Source organism: Paenibacillus anseongensis (assembly GCF_009757995.1).
Classification (GTDB): domain Bacteria; phylum Bacillota; class Bacilli; order Paenibacillales; family NBRC-103111; genus Paenibacillus_E; species Paenibacillus_E chondroitinus.
Map to the genome: position 1 here is coordinate 291,305 of NZ_WSEM01000004.1, position 17,030 is coordinate 308,334.

At 50.6% G+C, this 17,030-nt stretch carries 18 protein-coding genes and 2 other annotated features; of the genes, 16 read left to right on the top strand and 2 right to left on the bottom strand.

Annotated elements, in window-relative coordinates; all coding sequences use genetic code 11:
* The first annotated feature begins 56 nt into the window (after nt 1-56).
* Both GON05_RS03210 and GON05_RS03215 read left to right on the top strand, forming a co-directional pair.
* Nucleotides 57-1,001, top strand: coding sequence for an ATP-dependent DNA ligase (locus GON05_RS03210; protein ID WP_157318051.1), 945 nt, complete (start codon nt 57-59; stop codon nt 999-1,001).
* A gap of 88 nt (nt 1,002-1,089) precedes the next feature.
* Complete coding sequence (locus tag GON05_RS03215; protein WP_246238782.1) at nt 1,090-1,458, top strand: hypothetical protein; 369 nt, start codon at nt 1,090-1,092, stop codon at nt 1,456-1,458.
* Nucleotides 1,459-1,508: 50 nt separating this feature from the next.
* On the opposite strand, the gene ku is transcribed toward GON05_RS03215, so the two are convergent.
* The gene (gene ku, locus GON05_RS03220) at nt 1,509-2,381 is read right to left on the bottom strand and encodes a non-homologous end joining protein Ku (protein WP_127453536.1); all 873 of its coding nucleotides are present in this window, start codon (nt 2,379-2,381) and stop codon (nt 1,509-1,511) included.
* Nucleotides 2,382-2,555: 174 nt separating this feature from the next.
* On the opposite strand from ku, the gene GON05_RS03225 reads away from it, so the two are divergent.
* From GON05_RS03225 to GON05_RS03265, 9 genes are all read left to right on the top strand, one after another.
* A complete protein-coding gene (locus GON05_RS03225; protein ID WP_127453534.1) occupies nt 2,556-2,741 on the top strand; it encodes a hypothetical protein in 186 nt (61 codons plus the stop codon).
* Nucleotides 2,738-2,920 carry an H-type small acid-soluble spore protein gene (locus GON05_RS03230; RefSeq protein ID WP_127453533.1) on the top strand — a complete coding sequence of 61 codons (183 nt, stop codon included), beginning with the start codon at nt 2,738-2,740 and terminating at the stop codon, nt 2,918-2,920. The genes GON05_RS03225 and GON05_RS03230 overlap by 4 nt, the downstream gene beginning before the upstream one ends.
* Nucleotides 2,921-3,032: 112 nt before the next feature.
* Nucleotides 3,033-3,524 carry a tRNA (adenosine(37)-N6)-threonylcarbamoyltransferase complex ATPase subunit type 1 TsaE gene (gene tsaE, locus GON05_RS03235; protein ID WP_157318052.1) on the top strand — a complete coding sequence of 164 codons (492 nt, stop codon included), beginning with the start codon at nt 3,033-3,035 and terminating at the stop codon, nt 3,522-3,524.
* The gene (gene tsaB / locus GON05_RS03240; RefSeq protein ID WP_157317786.1) at nt 3,521-4,351 is read left to right on the top strand and encodes a tRNA (adenosine(37)-N6)-threonylcarbamoyltransferase complex dimerization subunit type 1 TsaB; all 831 of its coding nucleotides are present in this window, start codon (nt 3,521-3,523) and stop codon (nt 4,349-4,351) included. The genes tsaE and tsaB overlap by 4 nt, the downstream gene beginning before the upstream one ends.
* Entirely contained in the window at nt 4,351-4,857 is a 507-nt protein-coding gene (gene rimI / locus GON05_RS03245) for a ribosomal protein S18-alanine N-acetyltransferase (RefSeq protein ID WP_157317787.1), read from the top strand. The genes tsaB and rimI overlap by 1 nt, the downstream gene beginning before the upstream one ends.
* Nucleotides 4,858-4,887: 30 nt before the next feature.
* A complete protein-coding gene (gene tsaD / locus GON05_RS03250) occupies nt 4,888-5,949 on the top strand; it encodes a tRNA (adenosine(37)-N6)-threonylcarbamoyltransferase complex transferase subunit TsaD (protein WP_157318053.1) in 1,062 nt (353 codons plus the stop codon).
* A 74-nt stretch (nt 5,950-6,023) separates the two neighbouring features.
* Nucleotides 6,024-6,274, top strand: a binding site (T-box leader).
* A 38-nt stretch (nt 6,275-6,312) separates the two neighbouring features.
* Nucleotides 6,313-6,567, top strand: a binding site (T-box leader).
* A gap of 406 nt (nt 6,568-6,973) precedes the next feature.
* A complete protein-coding gene (locus GON05_RS03255; protein ID WP_157317788.1) occupies nt 6,974-8,542 on the top strand; it encodes a 2-isopropylmalate synthase in 1,569 nt (522 codons plus the stop codon).
* Between the two features lie 162 nt (nt 8,543-8,704).
* Entirely contained in the window at nt 8,705-8,911 is a 207-nt protein-coding gene (locus GON05_RS03260; protein WP_157317789.1) for a hypothetical protein, read from the top strand.
* Entirely contained in the window at nt 8,908-11,277 is a 2,370-nt protein-coding gene (locus GON05_RS03265) for a hypothetical protein (protein WP_157317790.1), read from the top strand. The genes GON05_RS03260 and GON05_RS03265 overlap by 4 nt, the downstream gene beginning before the upstream one ends.
* Nucleotides 11,278-11,305: 28 nt before the next feature.
* On the opposite strand, the gene GON05_RS03270 is transcribed toward GON05_RS03265, so the two are convergent.
* Nucleotides 11,306-13,249, bottom strand: coding sequence for an ABC-F family ATP-binding cassette domain-containing protein (locus GON05_RS03270; protein WP_157317791.1), 1,944 nt, complete (start codon nt 13,247-13,249; stop codon nt 11,306-11,308).
* 142 nt (nt 13,250-13,391) lie between these two features.
* Between GON05_RS03270 and GON05_RS03275 the strand changes: the two genes are divergently transcribed.
* The 5 genes from GON05_RS03275 to GON05_RS03295 all read left to right on the top strand — a co-directional run bounded on the left by GON05_RS03275 (nt 13,392) and on the right by GON05_RS03295 (nt 17,029).
* The gene (locus GON05_RS03275) at nt 13,392-14,225 is read left to right on the top strand and encodes an endonuclease/exonuclease/phosphatase family protein (protein ID WP_157317792.1); all 834 of its coding nucleotides are present in this window, start codon (nt 13,392-13,394) and stop codon (nt 14,223-14,225) included.
* 63 nt (nt 14,226-14,288) lie between these two features.
* Nucleotides 14,289-14,918 carry a 5-formyltetrahydrofolate cyclo-ligase gene (locus GON05_RS03280; RefSeq protein WP_157317793.1) on the top strand — a complete coding sequence of 210 codons (630 nt, stop codon included), beginning with the start codon at nt 14,289-14,291 and terminating at the stop codon, nt 14,916-14,918.
* A 16-nt stretch (nt 14,919-14,934) separates the two neighbouring features.
* On the top strand, nt 14,935-15,423 hold the full coding sequence (gene moaC / locus GON05_RS03285) for a cyclic pyranopterin monophosphate synthase MoaC (RefSeq protein WP_258567637.1): 489 nt from the start codon (nt 14,935-14,937) through the stop codon (nt 15,421-15,423).
* 104 nt (nt 15,424-15,527) lie between these two features.
* The gene (locus tag GON05_RS03290) at nt 15,528-16,019 is read left to right on the top strand and encodes a MogA/MoaB family molybdenum cofactor biosynthesis protein (protein ID WP_056608535.1); all 492 of its coding nucleotides are present in this window, start codon (nt 15,528-15,530) and stop codon (nt 16,017-16,019) included.
* A complete protein-coding gene (locus tag GON05_RS03295) occupies nt 16,016-17,029 on the top strand; it encodes a molybdopterin-binding protein (RefSeq protein ID WP_157317795.1) in 1,014 nt (337 codons plus the stop codon). The genes GON05_RS03290 and GON05_RS03295 overlap by 4 nt, the downstream gene beginning before the upstream one ends.
* Nucleotide 17,030 lies beyond the last annotated feature (1 nt).

Below are 17,030 nucleotides of genomic sequence, written 5' to 3' on the forward strand. Positions count from 1 at the left end.
TTCTTTTTCAGGGATGGCAATAATAAGGAATACCGATGAAACAAGTGGAGGAATGTATGGAACTAACGCCTGTAATTCCTTTCGAGCCGATTAGCACAGAGGCATTGCCCGAGTCTGGCGATTGGGTGGCGCAAATCAAGTGGGATGGCGTCCGAATGCTGACTTATTTCGATGGCAACGAAGTCCGTCTCATCAACCGGAGATTAAACGATCGGACGATGCAATACCCGGAGATAGCTAATATTTCAACCTACTGCAAAGCCAAATCCGTTATTTTAGACGGGGAAATTATTGCGCTCAAAGACGGGAAACCATCCTTTCATGAAATCATGCGAAGAGACGGTGTAAGGAACTCCAAGAACATTCCGCAGCTCCTAAAAACCGTCCCCGTCGTTTATATGATTTTTGACATCCTGTTTCATGATGGACAATGGGTGGTCGATCAACCACTGCAACAACGGCAGCAGCTTTTATCAAAAGTCGTCTCGACGAGTGAAAGGATCCAGCTTGTTCCTAACCATTCCGATCCTGCCTCGTTATATACCGTGATGGAGCAGCATGACATGGAAGGGATTGTCCTGAAAGATTTAAACAGCAAATACCAACTTAACGGCAAAGATAAGCGATGGATGAAAAAGAAAATTATTCATGATCTTGTCGCTGTCGTAGGCGGGGTTACGAAGAGAGGGAACTTAGTAAATGCTGTTATGTTGGGGCTTTATGACGATGCCGGGCAGCTCTGGTACATAGGCCATGCAGGAACCGGAAGGCTGACGCAAAGCGATTGGAGATCGTTAACTGAAGTCACGGATAAAATGGTTTTGGAGAAAAGGCCGTTTATCAACACGCCTGAAAGGTCCAAAGAAGCCATCTGGATTCAGCCTCTCATTACGGTTAAAATCAATTATATGGCCTGGACGCGAGAAAGAAATTTACGCCAGCCAAGCATTCAAGCTATTGTTTCCGTATCGCCCGAGGAGTGCAGCTTTAAGCGAGTTTAGCCTCTTTAATTTCCACTTATTTACAATTAAATAAGTCCATTCCAAATCTTCCTTTCTAGCATCTACTAACGTATCAACTAGAAAGGAGATGATAGATTTGAAGAAAAGCTCCATGCAAATGATTCGTAAAGCAGAAATTAAGCTTGGTAGAAAATTCTCTAAGCGCAGCATCATTTTTAATGTAAAGAAGGCCGTTCGGGTAACGGAACTTGGTGACGGATTCGCACGTTTTCAATTCTCGGCTGTCACCGTTGCGCCTTTTAGCTTCCTGACTACCACAATTAACGGAAATGGTTACAATCTTATTAGCGGTTCTTGGATTTTTTCAGGTAATCAGCAAGGGTATTTGCTTGATAATTACTCTGCCGCTGAAGACAGATGGTATTTTACCGCCTGGAATCCTACAGCCGTTTCAAGAACAGTCACTTATGCTGTTATTGCCAAAGTAAAACCGTAATGAAAAAACCTGTTCGGTTACCAATTACCGGACAGGTTTTTTTGTGGTTTCTAAGTGACAGGTTCCTTCGCTTTTTTGGCGCGAGGTTTAGCTTTTGGTTTCTTTTCCTCCGTCACGGTCGCATCAGGCTCCAACGTCACTTTGCCGTCATCGGTGGACTTGGTGGCGTCAAGGCTCGCTTGCAGAGCAGCCATAAGGTCGATAACGCTCGTTTTTTGCAGGGCAGGCGCGGCTTGCACTTCTTCTCCCGCAATTTTGTGCTCGATCGCTTCCAGCAATCGTCCCCGATATTCATCTTTATATTTTTCCGGTTCAAAAGGAGAAGACAACTGGCTGATCAGCATTTTGGCCATGTCTAACTCACGCTCGTTCACGGTTACCTTCTCCGGCAAGTTGGGAACTTGCGAGATGGGACGAATTTCGTCGGGGTAGAAAATGGTTTCGAGCGCCAAGCAGTTCTCAATGACACGAATCGCGGCTAGGGAGCTTTTGGAGCGGATCGAAACTTTGGCGATACCGATTTTGCCGGTTTGGCGCATCGAATCGAGCAGCAAATTATAAGCGCCGGCACCCGTATCCCCAGGTCCTAAATAGTACGTTTTTTGAAAATAAACAGGGTCGATATCCGTCAAGTTGACGAAGTCCAAAATTTTGATCTCTTTATTCGCTTCTCCTGAGATCGTTTCCAATTCTTCCTTTTCAAAAAGGACGAAACGCCCTGGTTCATATTCATAACCTTTCGTAATTTCATCCCACTCTACTTCCTTGTCGCAAGTCTGGCATTTGCGAACATAAGCTAGCGGGGTTATGCAGGTTTTATGTATATATCGCATGGAGATGTCTTTATCTTCCGTAGCCGAAAACATTTTCACAGGCACATGTACAAGTCCGAAAGAGATAGCGCCTTTCCAAACCGTATGCATCGCTTGATTCCTCCCCAAATGAGCTTCATTGTACTAGTATTCTCTTGATTTCTTTCCTTTATACGGATGCAATTTGAGAGAATGGTTTGCTCCCGGAGTGGGTACGTTAATGATGCAAGTTTAATGCTAACTAGCTTGTCATAGGCAAAGCTAATGCTAAGGAGGGATTCACGGATGGCACAAGATTCAAATGCAACCCAAGATACAAGTAATCAGGGTCAAGAAGATCATTTTATGGATATTGACCGTATGATTAACGAGGGCTTGGGAGGCGGCAACGTCACCATGCATAACGGATTAATCGAGTCCACGTCAACGGATACGATGGATCATCCAGAATCCGTATTGGATGAGCCATGAACCTTCATCGCGCTCAGGAAATTTTAGCCGCTGATGAAAAGATTACGGTTGAACTTAACGGCGTTCCCGTCTGGATCGACAGTGTCGACTCCAGCAAAGCGCTCGCTAAAGTTCATGCCGAAGAAAACCCGGCCGATTCCCGATTAGTGACCGTTCAAGAGCTTGAAGAGGTTCACTGACGGAAATGGCAAGCCGACCCCGATGCGGGGCCGGCTTTTTTTTCATTTCAGGTTGCTGTCGCCTACTGGCGAAGTCTATAATAGGAGCAGCAAGCGCAATCGGAAGAAAGGGATGAGATCACTGGCTCAATCCACATTTACGTATTATTCCCAACATGAGGATGACACGGATCTACTTGGGAAATTGCTGGCAGCCTGTTTAATCCCCGGCTCCGTCCTAACGTTAGACGGTGATTTGGGTGCAGGCAAAACGAGATTTTCGCAAGGATTTGCAAGGGCGATAGGCATTCAAGAACACGTCAATTCCCCCACGTTTACAATTATTAAAGAATATGAGGGAGCTAAGCTTCCTTTCTACCATATGGATATGTACCGCATTTCCCAAGAGGAGGCGGACGAGCTGGGGCTGGAGGATTACTTCTATGGAACCGGCGTGACCTTGATTGAATGGTCAAGCCTGATTGAAGATCTTCTGCCGCAGGAGCGACTTGCCATTACGATATCCCTTCAAGGGGATCAAACCAGAGTGTTTCACCTGACTCCGCACGGAGATCCGTATGTGAGTTGGTGTGTGCAGATGAAGGAGAACGGACATTTACAATGACAGACCGGACCAATTATTCAGGACGATGCTTAGCCATCGATACCTCATCTTCAGCGATGACCGTTGCGATTCTAGAGAATGGAAAGATGCTGGGCGAGGTAAGTTCACATGCTGAACGGAATCACTCTATCGGATTGCTTCCTCACATCCAGGATTTACTGGCTTCACTGCAGCTGAAACCGAAGGATTTGCAATCTGTTGCAGTGGGACAAGGCCCCGGTTCGTACACAGGGGTGCGTATTGCTGTCTCCGTTGCCAAGACATTTGCCTGGTCGCTGGGACTTGATCTTATCGGCGTATCCAGTTTGGAAGCGATGGCGCTTGGTGGAGCGATGAAGCAGGAAGACAAGAGCAATAAAGGGCTCACGTGGGTCGTGCCGTTATTGGATGGAAGGCGCAAGCAGGCGTTCACTGCCGTTTACGCGTATTCGGGTGTTTCGCCAATGTCGGTGTCGGATCAAGTGGCGCTAGCTGCGGATTGGCATGAAGTGCTGCCGGATGGCATTCGAGTCATTGGACCTTGGCTTGCGCAGCTGCTCGAGCAGGCGGCAAGTGCTGAGCCTGAACAAGTGCCGCATAAGATCCTTTTTGTAGGCGAAACGGAGGGCTTCAGCGAAGAACTTGCACAATTTGCGCAAGATTGGCAAGGGAGCTTCGAGCAGCTTTCCTACGGGATCGAAGCCCAGTATATTGGCGCGCTGGCGTACCCTCGATTAGCGAAGGGTGAGAAGGCGGATGTGCACACGTTTGTGCCAAATTACACAAGACTGCCGGAAGCGGAAGCTAATTTATTGGCCGGCATCCAGGTGAAGAAGGGAGGGAATTGATGGTGGAACAACATCAACCGCAGACAACGGAAGAAACGTTGGTTTTTCGCTCCATGCAGATGGAAGATATTCCCTTTATTTGCGAAATTGAGCAAGAGGCCTTTACGACACCATGGACAAAAGGCGCTTTTGAAAATGAATTAACGAACAATCAGTTCGCTCATTATATGATCATGGATATCGGCGGCGAGGTCGCAGGATACGGCGGCATGTGGCTCATTATGGAAGAGGCGCATGTAACGAATATTGCTGTCCGAGACTCTTACAGAGGCCGTAAGCTCGGCGAGCGTCTTATGCGTGAGTTGATGAAAACAGCCGCTTTTCTCGGGGCGATTCGCATGACGCTTGAAGTGCGGGCATCGAACTACGTGGCGCAAAATTTGTATGAAAAAGTCGGCTTCCGCTCCGTTGGTGTACGCAGAGGTTACTATACCGATAATCGTGAAGATGCGGTCATTATGTGGGCGGATTTGCCTAAGAGAAGAAAGGATAGTCTCGGGGATTGAGGCTTTCGGCAGGTGAAGAATGTGAGTAAATTGGATCAACAACAACGAGAAGTTGCGGAAGCAAATGCAGATAAATCTAGTAAGCCCGTCTATATTTTGGCTATCGAAACAAGCTGTGATGAAACCTCTGTCGCGATTATCGAAAATGGTAAAATCATACGCTCGAATGTGATTTCGAGCCAGATTGAGACACATCAGCGTTTTGGCGGCGTTGTGCCTGAGGTGGCTTCCCGGAAGCACGTGGAGTCGATCACGTGGATGCTGGAGGAAGCCGTCGAAAAAGCCGGGGTATCGCTTCAGGAGCTATCAGCGATTGCCGTCACAGAGGGTCCCGGCTTGATCGGGGCTCTATTGGTTGGCGTCGTTGCAGGCAAGGCGCTTGCCTGCGCACTGGATTTGCCGCTCATCGGTGTCCACCATATTGCGGGACATATTTATGCGAATCAGCTCGTTCATGAGCTGGAATATCCGCTGATCTCCCTCGTCGTATCCGGCGGGCATACCGAGCTCGTGCTGCTTGAGGGGCCGGGCAAATTCCGCATCATTGGGCGAACACGCGATGACGCGGCTGGCGAAGCGTACGATAAAATCGCCAGAGCGATGGGGCTGCCCTACCCTGGCGGGCCCCATGTGGATCGGCTTGCCCAGGAAGCCGAATCCGAGATCAAGCTGCCGCGCTCGTGGCTCGAGGCAGATTCTTACGACTTCAGCTTCAGCGGTTTGAAATCCGCTGTGCTGAACGTCGTCAACCAAAGCAAAATGCGCGGCGAAGCCGTTCAAACCGCGCAAATCGCCAAAGGCTTCCAAGCATCCGTCATCGACGTGCTTGTCGAAAAAGCGGCGCGCGCCGTCCGCGAATACGGCGCTAAGCAGCTCCTGCTCGCGGGCGGAGTCGCCGCGAACAAAGGGCTGCGCAGCGCGCTGGCTGAGCGCTGCGGCCAGTTGGACGTGCCGCTGCTAGTGCCTCCGCACGCCCTATGTACGGACAACGCTGCGATGATAGGCGCAGCCGCTTTTCTGAAGTGGGACAAGCAGGAGTTCGACTCCATGGAGCTCAAAGCGGAGCCGCAGCTTAAGCTTGAAGAATGGTAGTCTGAAAAAAATAAATGTTCAGATAACGGTATTGACTTTGCCAAATGTGCATATTATAATCACAATCAATACTTTAAAACGCATCGAACGGGATTAGTACGGAACCTCAGTTTCGCTCAGAGAGCTGTGCGCTTGGTGAAAGCACAGACGAAACGTGACCAGAACTCGCCCGGGAGCGGTAAGGCTGATATGGATGCCAAGGATCCAGCACCCAAGTAGGTCTTGACGGTTGACCCCCGTGATCGGGTACATGAGTGGTTTCGAGTGTAACAGCTCGGATCAATTAGAGTGGTACCGCGGAAGGTTCAGACCTGTCGTCTCTTATTATAGAGATGGCAGGTCTTTTTGGTTTTCGAATATAGAACAAACGCAATGAACAAGAGTAGTAAGGGCTCACTTCTACGGTACAGAAAGCTGCGGGTTGATGCGACGCAGACCGTGAACGCCCCGAACTCGCTTGGAAGCGGTCATCCTGATCGGCAGTTTCACCTGCTGTTAGGGATGAACGGATGACCTCCGTGATCAGGTGACATAGCAGCCGCTATGTCTGAGGTGGGCTTCGTGATGCGGAGCCAACAAGAGTGGTACCGCGCTGGGTGAAGACCCGTCGTCTCTTATGTGGAGATGACGGGTCTTTTTGTCGTCTCCGTCTCCGGGACGGGGAGGGAACTTCAGGGTGCTATTTCGGCGTAAAAAGCCTCAAAAGCTTGGAGAGGGAACAGTGATCCGCTATTTCACCGTTTTTCGTGAAAATATGGCTCGCGGAGAGAGAATAAGGCCCTGTAGTTCCGCTTTGTGCGTGGAACCTTATCATTCCGTATGAATAGAGGAATGAGGTTCCTTTAAGAACAAGTGAGTTGCGATTTTTGGGGAATAGCAGCAATAGCGGCAACAGTAGCAGTATCAATAGCACCAACAACACAAAAAAACTAATCATCAAGCCGACAACCGGCAAGTATCAAGCACCACCAACAATAAAGCACAGCCAACAAAGATTGGCTCCAATTCAAGGAGGAATTGAACCATGGAAAATAACACAAACCGCCGCATTCGCATTTTTGATACGACACTTAGAGACGGAGAGCAAGCGCCAGGCGCTTCACTGTACCCGGAAGAAAAAATCCGCATCGCAAGACAGCTGGCGAAAATGGGCGTCGATACAATAGAGCCCGGCTTCCCTATATCGAGCCCTGGTGACTTTCATGCGGTGCAGCAAATTTCGCGTGAACTGCAAGGCGTAGAAATTTGCGGATTTGCCCGCGCGATGAAGGCCGATATTGATTCAGCGATCAAAGCTACACAAGACGCAGCGTCGCGCCGTATTCACATGTTCTTGTCCTCCTCGGACATCCACCTGGATTTCCAGCTTCGCAAATCCCGTCAGCAGGTCGTCGAGATGGCTCGATCCATGGTCGCATACGCGAAGCAGTTCGTGAACAATATTGAATTCTCACCGATGGATGCTACACGGACCGGGGATGAATTCCTGTTTGAAGTGCTGGAGGCAGTCATCGCAGAGGGTGCTACGATTCTGAACATTCCGGACACAGTCGGCTATGCGCTGCCGGAAGAATACGGGGCAATGTTCCGCAGAGTGCGCCAAAGTGTAAGAGGCGGCGATACGGTCGAGTACAGCGCGCATTGCCACAACGATCTGGGGCTTGCTGTAGCGAATAGCCTTGCGGCTATTGCAGCTGGGGTTACTCATGTTGAGGTAACGGTGAACGGGGTAGGAGAGCGTGCAGGAAACTGTTCCCTCGAAGAACTCGTGATGGCGATAGAGACACGCAAGCAAACGATGGGCGTGGAAACAGGCATTGTGTCCAGCGAGATTTTTAACACGTCCAAAATGGTCAGCCGTATCATGGGCTTCCCGATTGCTTACAACAAGCCGATTGTTGGAAGAAATGCCTTCCAGCACGAAGCGGGTATTCACCAGGACGGTTTGCTGAAAAACCGCAATACTTATGAAATTATGGACCCGGAAAAGCTGGGTATTCCACGCTCCATGATCATTCTTGGCAAGCATTCCGGAAGACATGCGCTGAAGCATCGCGTAGGCCAATTTGGCATTGAGCTTTCAGGAGAAGAACTAGATACACTGTACACCAAGTTCAAAGAAAAAGCCGATGAGCAGAAAATGGTGACGGATGATCAGCTTCTGGAGCTTGTTGGTTCAACGGTCGATGGGCAAATGGAGCCATTCACACTGACACATATGCAGGTCGTTTCCAGCAGTGATCGCAATCGTGTGGCTTCCGTCTCGGTTCGCAACAATCAAACAGGTGTTGAAAGTGTCTACTCAGGCACTGGCGAAGGTCCAATCGAGGCAATCGTGCAAAGCCTACGTCAAGCCATCCCGATGGATGTGGACTTCTCCGATCTGGAGCTGCATTCCTTGTCCACAGGTGAAAAAGCAACCGGCGAAGCCGAGGTCACGATTACGGTAGAGGGTCAAACCTATAAGAATACAGGTATCGACCAAGATGTGTTGGTAGCTGTTGCAAAAGCCTTTATCTCCGCGTGTAACCAAGCGATTCGCATGCAAGGTCATCCTGCAGCAGATTCTACGGAAGTGACGACAGCTTCTTAATGGGCTGTACTCACCCGAATTGTGAGAAAACTTAGTTATATACACGACTTGTGAACAAAGTTATGCACATGACATGTGGATAATGTGTATAACATCAAAAATTCCCCATAGATCAATGGTTATAAAGGCGGAATTTGTCGAATAACTTTTTCACAAGTTTTTGTGGATAATGTGGATAAGATTGTGGAAAACAGTAGAAAACCTTTAGGAGGGGCGGATTTCGCCCTTCTTTTTTTTGTGGATAACGCTGTGTATGCAGAAAATAGACGTTTGGAGCCTCATTTTAAATTTTCGGAACAATCAAGCAGTGGATACTTTCGCCTATGGATGAAAATGCTAAATGCAAAAACAGCAGGAGAATGTCCATGAAATTTAGAAAAATGGTCCGAACTGTGGGTATCTTAGGTTTTGTTTTGCAGTTGTCCACAATTTGGGGAACCGCAGCGGCTCATGAAGACACAACCATCCACAATGGTGACCGAAATGAAAGAACCGAAGGAGCTAAAAGTGCTAAACATGTGACCGTGGTTTCCATACCGGGCCTTTCTTTTCAGGAGCTTCGACCCGACCAACTGTCGGACTTGCCTTATTTTAAGGAAATGACAGAGTTAGGCGCAGTTGGCGCTATGAATATTCGTACGGCAAATCGCTCAATGCGGGATGTGTATGCCTCGTTAGGAGCAGGCGAACCTGCTGTAAGCAATGTGGAGGCTCTCGCATTTGAAGCGAAAGAGTCCAGACATGGTATACGTGTGTCAGACCTAATGAACCGATATACGGGTCTATTGGAAGGAGAGAAAACCGGACTTTTAAAGGAAGACTCCCTGATTGTTCCTGAGTTGGCCACACTCAAGCGGCTTAACAAGGAGCAAGCCTATGGCGTAGGGGCATTGGGAGACTTGCTGAAAACGTATGGCGTTCATCGTACCGTGCTAGGTAGCAGTGATTTGGGAAGGGGAATGCACCTGGAACAAAAGCAATTACGTCGCTTTGCTCCGCTTATGCTTATGGATTCTAATGGAATTGTGGATAAAGGAACACTTGGTGAGGAGGCGGCGATAGCTGCTGTGGATAGAGCAAGCGGTGTAAGTACCGATTATGCACATCTGATCTCGTTGTGGAAAAGTAGGCAGGGGCCAAGCATCACGCTAATTGAATTAGGTGATTTGTACAGATTGTATAATGAGAAAACGCATTACGATCAGGATCGGTTTAATGAGCTCAAAAAAAGGGTGCTGCGTGACATGGATCAATGGTTAGGGCAATTAATGGAGGCGATGCAGCCTGGCAAAGACAGTCTATGGTTGTTCTCGCCCGAGGTCAATGCGGAAGCAGCCAAAAGCAAATTGTACTTATCCCCAATTCTTCATTACGCAAAAGACGGTGGAGCAGGGATGCTTGTATCGGAATCTACCCGTAGGCAGGGGGTTGTGACTTCGCAAGATTTCACAAGTACGCTGCTGAACGAGTTCAAAATCCCGATTCCTATCGGGTTGATAGGGATCCCTATAGCTTCCACTGAGGTGAGCCACGCACTGGATCAGCTTGTGAAGGATCAAAGCAATATGCAGATGATTTATCGCAGCAGACCGTCGCTGCTGTACCCCTTTGCCACTTTTGAGATGATTGTCCTCCTGATTGCTTTGATCTATATTGTGTGGATAAAAAGAGGTGGGAGAAAAGAGGCAGTTCCTGCTCATGACGTTCTGCGGATCGTACTGCTGTCACTTTTGACTGCACCTGCCATAATGTTGTTACTGGGATGGGTCGCTGCGCCAGCAGTAAAGCAATTTGGGATCGATGGAGCCATCATCGTTCTTGTTTGCAGCTTCATTGTGGGGAGTTTGCTAATGGCCATGATTCTGTCAGCATACAGTGAAATAACAACGATGATTTGGCTAGGTGTAGGAAACGCAGCACTCATCATGCTGGACGCCTGTACAGGGGCGCACGCGATGAAATATTCCGTGCTCGGCTATGATCCGATGATCGGCGCACGCTACTACGGCATCGGCAACGAGTACATGGGCGTCCTGATCGGCGCCCTTGTACTCGGCGTAACGGCGGCTTTGCAGCGCCGTTATGCCGCTCGCGGCACGCGGGCTTCGCGCGCGGCGGCGCTCGCCGCCTGCGCGGCGTTCTTGCTCGTGACGGTGTGCCTGACGGCACCGTCACTTGGCGCGAACGCGGGCGGCGCCCTGAGCGCCGCGGTCGCCTTCGGCGTAGCCGGCGCGCAGTGCTTCGCCGGCGAACGCTGGCGCGAGCTGCGCCTAGGCAGGGCCTCGGCCCTGCTGGCGGCGCTGCTCGCGCTCGGAATTGGGGCGCTGTGGCTGCTCAACAGCGCCGATTCTCCCGCGGCGTTCGCGCGGGAGAGCCATGTCGGGCGCGCGTTCCACGCGCTGCGCGCCGGGCAGTTCGATCAGATTGGGCATCTGATCGTGCGGAAGCTGCGGATGAACGTGCACCTGCTTCGTGCATCCGTTTGGAGCAAAGTGCTCATCACGAGCCTCTTCGTGATGGCTGTGTTAGTGCTTCGCCCTCGCGGCCGCCTAAGCGTATGGCAGCACAAAAACCCGTACTGGATGTACGGGTTCTCTGCGAATATGATCGGAGCCATCGCAGCGCTGCTGCTGAATGACTCCGGCATTGTTGCTGCGGCGACGATGATTGTTTTCGTCGCCGTTCCATTGCTGCTGCTGCGCCTGCGGGAGCTGGCGGCCCAGCCGGACGCTTAACGTGCAGCAAATGTCATCCCGCAACCAATTAAGCGAGCAAAGTTTCCCACTCTTCATAACAAGCCGCAAGCGCGCTCTTCCGTTTGTCGACCTCGGCTGTTTTCTCCTGAACGAGGACGTAGTTGTTGTACACGTCCGGATCGGCAAGCTCCGCCTCTAAGGCGGAGACTTCGTCCTCCAAGCGAGCGATGTCGAGCTCAAGCTGCTCTAGCTTACGCTGGCGGCTGCGTTCTTCGCGCTTAGCCACCTTGTCCGCTTCATACCCGCCGCTGCTGACGGCGGGTTCATTTTTACCTACGCTGCTAGCGGATTTTTTCTCCGCTTCTTTGGCTAGTCGCTTCGCTTCCATTTCGGCAAGCTCCGCTTTTTTCTCCAAATAATCGTCGTAGTTGCCTAGATAAGCGGTGAGCCCGTCCTTTTGCAGATCGAGCATGCTCTCGGCCATTTTATTCAGGAAGTAGCGGTCATGGGAGATGAAAAGGAGGGTACCCTCATAATCCATCAACGCAGATTCCAGCACTTCTTTACTATATAGATCCAAATGGTTGGTAGGCTCATCGAGGATGAGCACATTTGCTTTTTGCAGCATGAGCTTGGCCAAAGCTACACGGGCCTTTTCGCCACCGCTTAAGGCAGAAACTTTCTTGAAGACTTCTTCTCCGCTGAACAAAAAGTTTCCGAGCACGGTGCGAATCCGGGCTTCCTCCAGATGCGGATAGGTGTTCCACACTTCCTCGAGCACGCTGTTGGAGGGAGTTAGGCCCGTCTGCTCTTGATCGTAATAGCCAATTGTGACGCCTGTTCCCCACTTGAAGGTGCCGGCATCTTGCTTGTGCTGACCGATTAATGTCTTGAGCAGCGTCGATTTGCCGACCCCGTTGGGGCCGATAAGAGCAGCAGTTTCCGAGCGGCGCAGCTGGAAGGAGACACCGTCGAGCAAACGATTTTTCCCATCATAGGAAAGTGCCAAACGATCGACCTGAAGGACTTCTTTACCGGATGTCTGCTCGATTTCAAAAGAAAACGAAGCGCGCTTCAAATCGCCCAAAGGCTTATCCAGACGATCCATTTTCTCGAGCTGCTTGCGGCGGCTTTGCGCTCTTTTGGTCGTAGAAGCACGCACGATGTTGCGCTGTACAAAGTCCTCCAGCTTCGCAATCTCTTCCTGCTGCTTTTCGAATTGTTTCATTTCAATTTCATAGTTGGCTTCTTTGATCTCGATAAAACGGGAATAGTTGCCCGTGTACCTCTTGGAAGCATGACGTTCAATTTCATAAATGGACGTAGCTAAAGCATCCAGGAAAAAGCGGTCATGGGATACGACCAGAATCGCACCCGGATAACCCCGCAGGTAGCCTTCCAACCAAGTCAGCGTCTGGATGTCCAAATGGTTCGTAGGCTCATCCAGCATGAGAAGATCGGGTTCTTCGAGCAGCATTTTCGCCAATGCCAATCTTGTTTTCTGGCCCCCGCTTAGCGTTTGAACAAGGGTGTCAGGAGAAAACTGGCCGAAGCCCATCCCGTGAAGGATCCCGCGGATTTTGGCTTCGATCTCATACCCGCCTTGCTCGCGGAAATACTCGGAGCGCCCTGCGTAACGATTCATCGTCGTTTCGTACTTTTTCTCATCCTCGATGAGGGAGGGGTCAGCCATCTGGGCTTCCAGCTCGCGCAGCTCTCTCTCTGTTTCCAACAAGGAACTGAAAACGCTGAGCAGCTCGTTCCAAATGGACTTGTCCGTTTGCAGACCGCTGTTTTGTTTTAAATAGCCGATTTTCGTTTCTTTCGCTTTGAAAAGATCGCCGCTGTCATAAGACATTTCGCCGGCAATAATCTGAAGCAAGGTTGACTTCCCGGCACCGTTGACGCCGACTAGACCAATACGTTCCTTGTCCTCGATTTGAAGCGTTATATTGGAGAGTACAGAACGTACCCCGTAGCTTTTGGAAATGTTAGAAACCTGTAATAACATCTTCTGCTGCCTCCTGCTAATTAATGAAAGAACTGTGCAAGGCGTGAACCGAACTGCCTATAATCCCATCAATTCACTAGTATACACCATGCGTGAGTGCGTCGTATGCTTAATTTTGCATAGAGCCTGAAGGGGATAGGGGATGGCGTACGTGTCTTTGCGGCTTGCCAGATGTATAGTTTTGTTTGCGCTGCTTGTTGTTGTGCTTGGGTCGCCAATCCAGGGCTGGGATAAAGGTTTATTATCCAATATTCCCGTTATGCCTGCCGCTAATATCGAAGCGCCTGCTTCCTTCACAGTTATGTCTTTTAATATGCACCACGGAGAAGGCATGGATGGTAAGGTAGATATCATTCGGATTGCCGAACTTCTGCGGCATGGAAATGCCGATATTATCGCTCTTCAAGAAGTAGACCGTTACCGCTTGCGCAGCGGATTCGTGGATCAGGCCCGAGAGATTTCCGAAATGCTCGGCATGCATATGGTTTATAGTCCTAGTCTAACCTATAAGGTAGGTCAATATGGCATGGCTCTTTTGAGTCGCTATCCGATTATCGACAGCAGTTGGGCGCTTCTTCCCGGAAATCTGGAAACGAGGAGCTTGCTAATGACGACGATACAGATTGGCTCCGAGCCCGTCCATGTTGCCACGACCCATTTGGGACTTTCCGAGGAGGATCGGCGGCTTCAGCTTACGCGCATATCGGAGCTTCTGGCAGATAAACAAGGCCCGCTTGTCGTTGCCGGTGATTTTAATATGGAAGAGGATGCCTTTCCAGTCAAAATGAACAGGATGTCGCTCATGGACGTCCCATTAAGCAAAGCCTCACAGGGCACTTTTGCAGGTTGTCAAAGGATCGATTATGTTTTTGCAAATGTGAAAAATAGCGGTTCCGCTTGGACGGTTCCGACGATATTTTCGGACCATTTTCCTGTTATAGCGCGGTTTATAATGGGGTCTGCAGCACGAGTATAGTTTTTTTCTTTGTTTATGTTAAAATGGGGGAAACCACTCCTTGTTAGGAAGGGCTGAGCCAGTATGAACATTCGTGAACGGAAAATTGAACTACGTAAGGATATGGAAGAACTACGCTCATCCATTACAGCAGAAGAACGGGAAGAGAAGCAGCAGCGCATTCATGAGCGAATGACGAAGCTTTGTTCAGATAGACTTCTTGGTGCTCAGCAGCAGGAGGCGTCCGTTCCCCCTACGATAATGACTTATATGCCATTCCGGTCGGAGCTGGACGTTGCTCCACTAATGGAATGGTGTTGGCAGCAGGGAATTCGTGTGCTTGTGCCGAAGGTTGTAGCAGATACGAAAACAATGAATTTGCATATCATACACGCCTACGACGATCTGGAGAGCGGTGCATGGGGCATTAGAGAGCCTCATTGCAATGTGCCGATCGAGCAAGATTTATCCACCATTTCGATGATCCTGGTGCCAGGGCTTGCCTTTGACATGGATTTCGGAAGGCTGGGGTATGGCGGCGGTTTTTATGACAGATTCATGCAGCTATTTGCTGCGCGGGGTCTGAAGAGACCTTTTGCGGTTGCTGCTGCCTTTGATAAGCAGTTGATTCCTGCAGTTCCCTCCTCCTGGCACGATTTCCGGGTGGATGGCATTGTCACCGAAAGCAAAATGGTTTTCAAAACAGAAACATAAAAGGGAGGTAAGTGATTTGCCCGATTCCTCTCCATTAACCCATTTTAACGAACAGGGACGAGCTCGCATGGTAGACATTTCCGACAAACCGGAGACGAAGCGAACAGCGACAGCCCGTTCGACTTTGCTTATGAAAAGCGAGACACTCTCCCTAATTAAGCAGGGTAAAATGAAAAAAGGCGACGTCCTCGCTGTCGCACAGGTGGCTGGCATCATGGCCGCGAAAAAAACGTCAGATTGGATTCCTATGTGCCACCCGATCGCTTTATCGGGCATAGATATTCAATTTGCCGATAATGGCAGCAACGAACTCTACATAGAAGCAACTGTTCGGACGACGGGACCGACAGGCGTGGAGATGGAGGCTTTAACCGCCGTATCCGCCGCTGCGTTAACCGTCTATGACATGTGCAAAGCCGCAGAGAAAGACATGATCATTAGCTCCACGATGCTAGTCACGAAAACAGGCGGTAAAAATGGGGATTTTCACAGACAAGATAGTTGATTGAGACGCGACTTAGACCACTAGGGTTTGCGCATAGATGAAGTCGACGATCATTCCGTAGTAGGGGTTATCTCATTCAGTTAACAAGGGAGAGGTGACGAAGGATGCACTGGAAAGTTGCGATTTTGACAGCCAGTGACCGCGGTTACCGAGGAGAACGAGAAGACACCAGCGCTCAGGTAATCCGCGAGCTCATTGAAGAAGAGATTCAAGGCGAGATCATCGAGTACCGTGTTGTACCGGACGAGATGGATGAAATTATGGCTTCATTAATAGAAATGACGGACTATTATCAGGCTGATCTGATTTTAACGACAGGCGGGACGGGGCTGGCGCCTCGCGATGTGACGCCGGAAGCAACGCTGAATGTCATTGACCGGGTTGCTCCGGGTTTTGCCGAAGCGATGCGGATGATTTCCATGCAGAAGACGAAGAAAGCGATGCTGTCCAGAGCGGTATCGGGTATTCGCGGCCGTACGCTGATTATTAATTTGCCAGGCAGTCCCAAAGGTGTGCAGGAGAATCTGATGGCGATCATCGATCAACTGCCGCATGCGCTGGGGATTTTGACAGGCAAAGAAGGTGACCACGGATGAGCAGACAGGAGTCCATGCTGCGCGAAGTGAAGGTGGAGGATGCTGTTGGGATGATCCTGCCGCATGATCTTACGCAGATTTTGCCGGGCGAGTTCAAAGGTCGTCTGTTCCGCAAAGGCCACCAGGTGACGGAGGCCGATATTCCTGCACTGCTCAGCATTGGCAAAGAGCATATTTACATGATGGAGCTGCAGCCGGGCTACCTGCATGAGGATGAAGCCGCGCAGCGGATGGCGAGAGCGATAGCGGGCGACGAGCTCATCCTCACGGAGCCGCATGAGGGCAAAGTGAACGTGAAATCGCCGATTCGCGGCTTAGTCCGAATCGATAAAGCTTTCGTCGACAGCGTGAACACGATCGACGAGGTTGTGATGTCGACCATCCGCAGCGGCGTGGTCGTGGAGGCAGGCGCTTCGCTGGTCGGCACGCGGGTGATCCCGCTGATTGTGGACGAAGCGAAGGTCGTGGAGGTCGAGCGGATTGCCGCCGCTCGCCGTGCGGAGGGCTTCACCTTGCTTGAGGTGAAGCCGTTTCGCAAGCTGCGCGTTGGCGTCGTGACGACGGGCAGCGAGGTGTTCAAGGGCCGAATCCAGGATAAATTCGGCCCGGTGGTGAAGGAGAAAGTCGCGCAGCTTGGCTCCGAGGTGGTAGACCAACGCTTCGCGCTCGACGATAGCGAAGCGATTGTTGGTGAGATCCACGCGCTGCTTGCGCAGAACGTGGATCTGGTTTTGGTCACGGGCGGCATGTCCGTGGACCCGGACGACCGCACGCCGGGCGCGATCAAGCAAGCCGGCGCCCGCGTGGTCAGCTACGGCACGCCGATGCTGCCGGGCTCGATGCTGATGATTGCCTATCTGGGCGATGTGCCGATCATGGGCTTGCCGGGTTGCGTGATGCATGACCCGTATACGTCCTTTGATGTTCTGCTGCCGCGGATTTGCGCAGGCGAGACGATTGTGCGCAGCGACATTACGGAGATGGGGTATGGTGGGTTTTATCAGTGTTAGG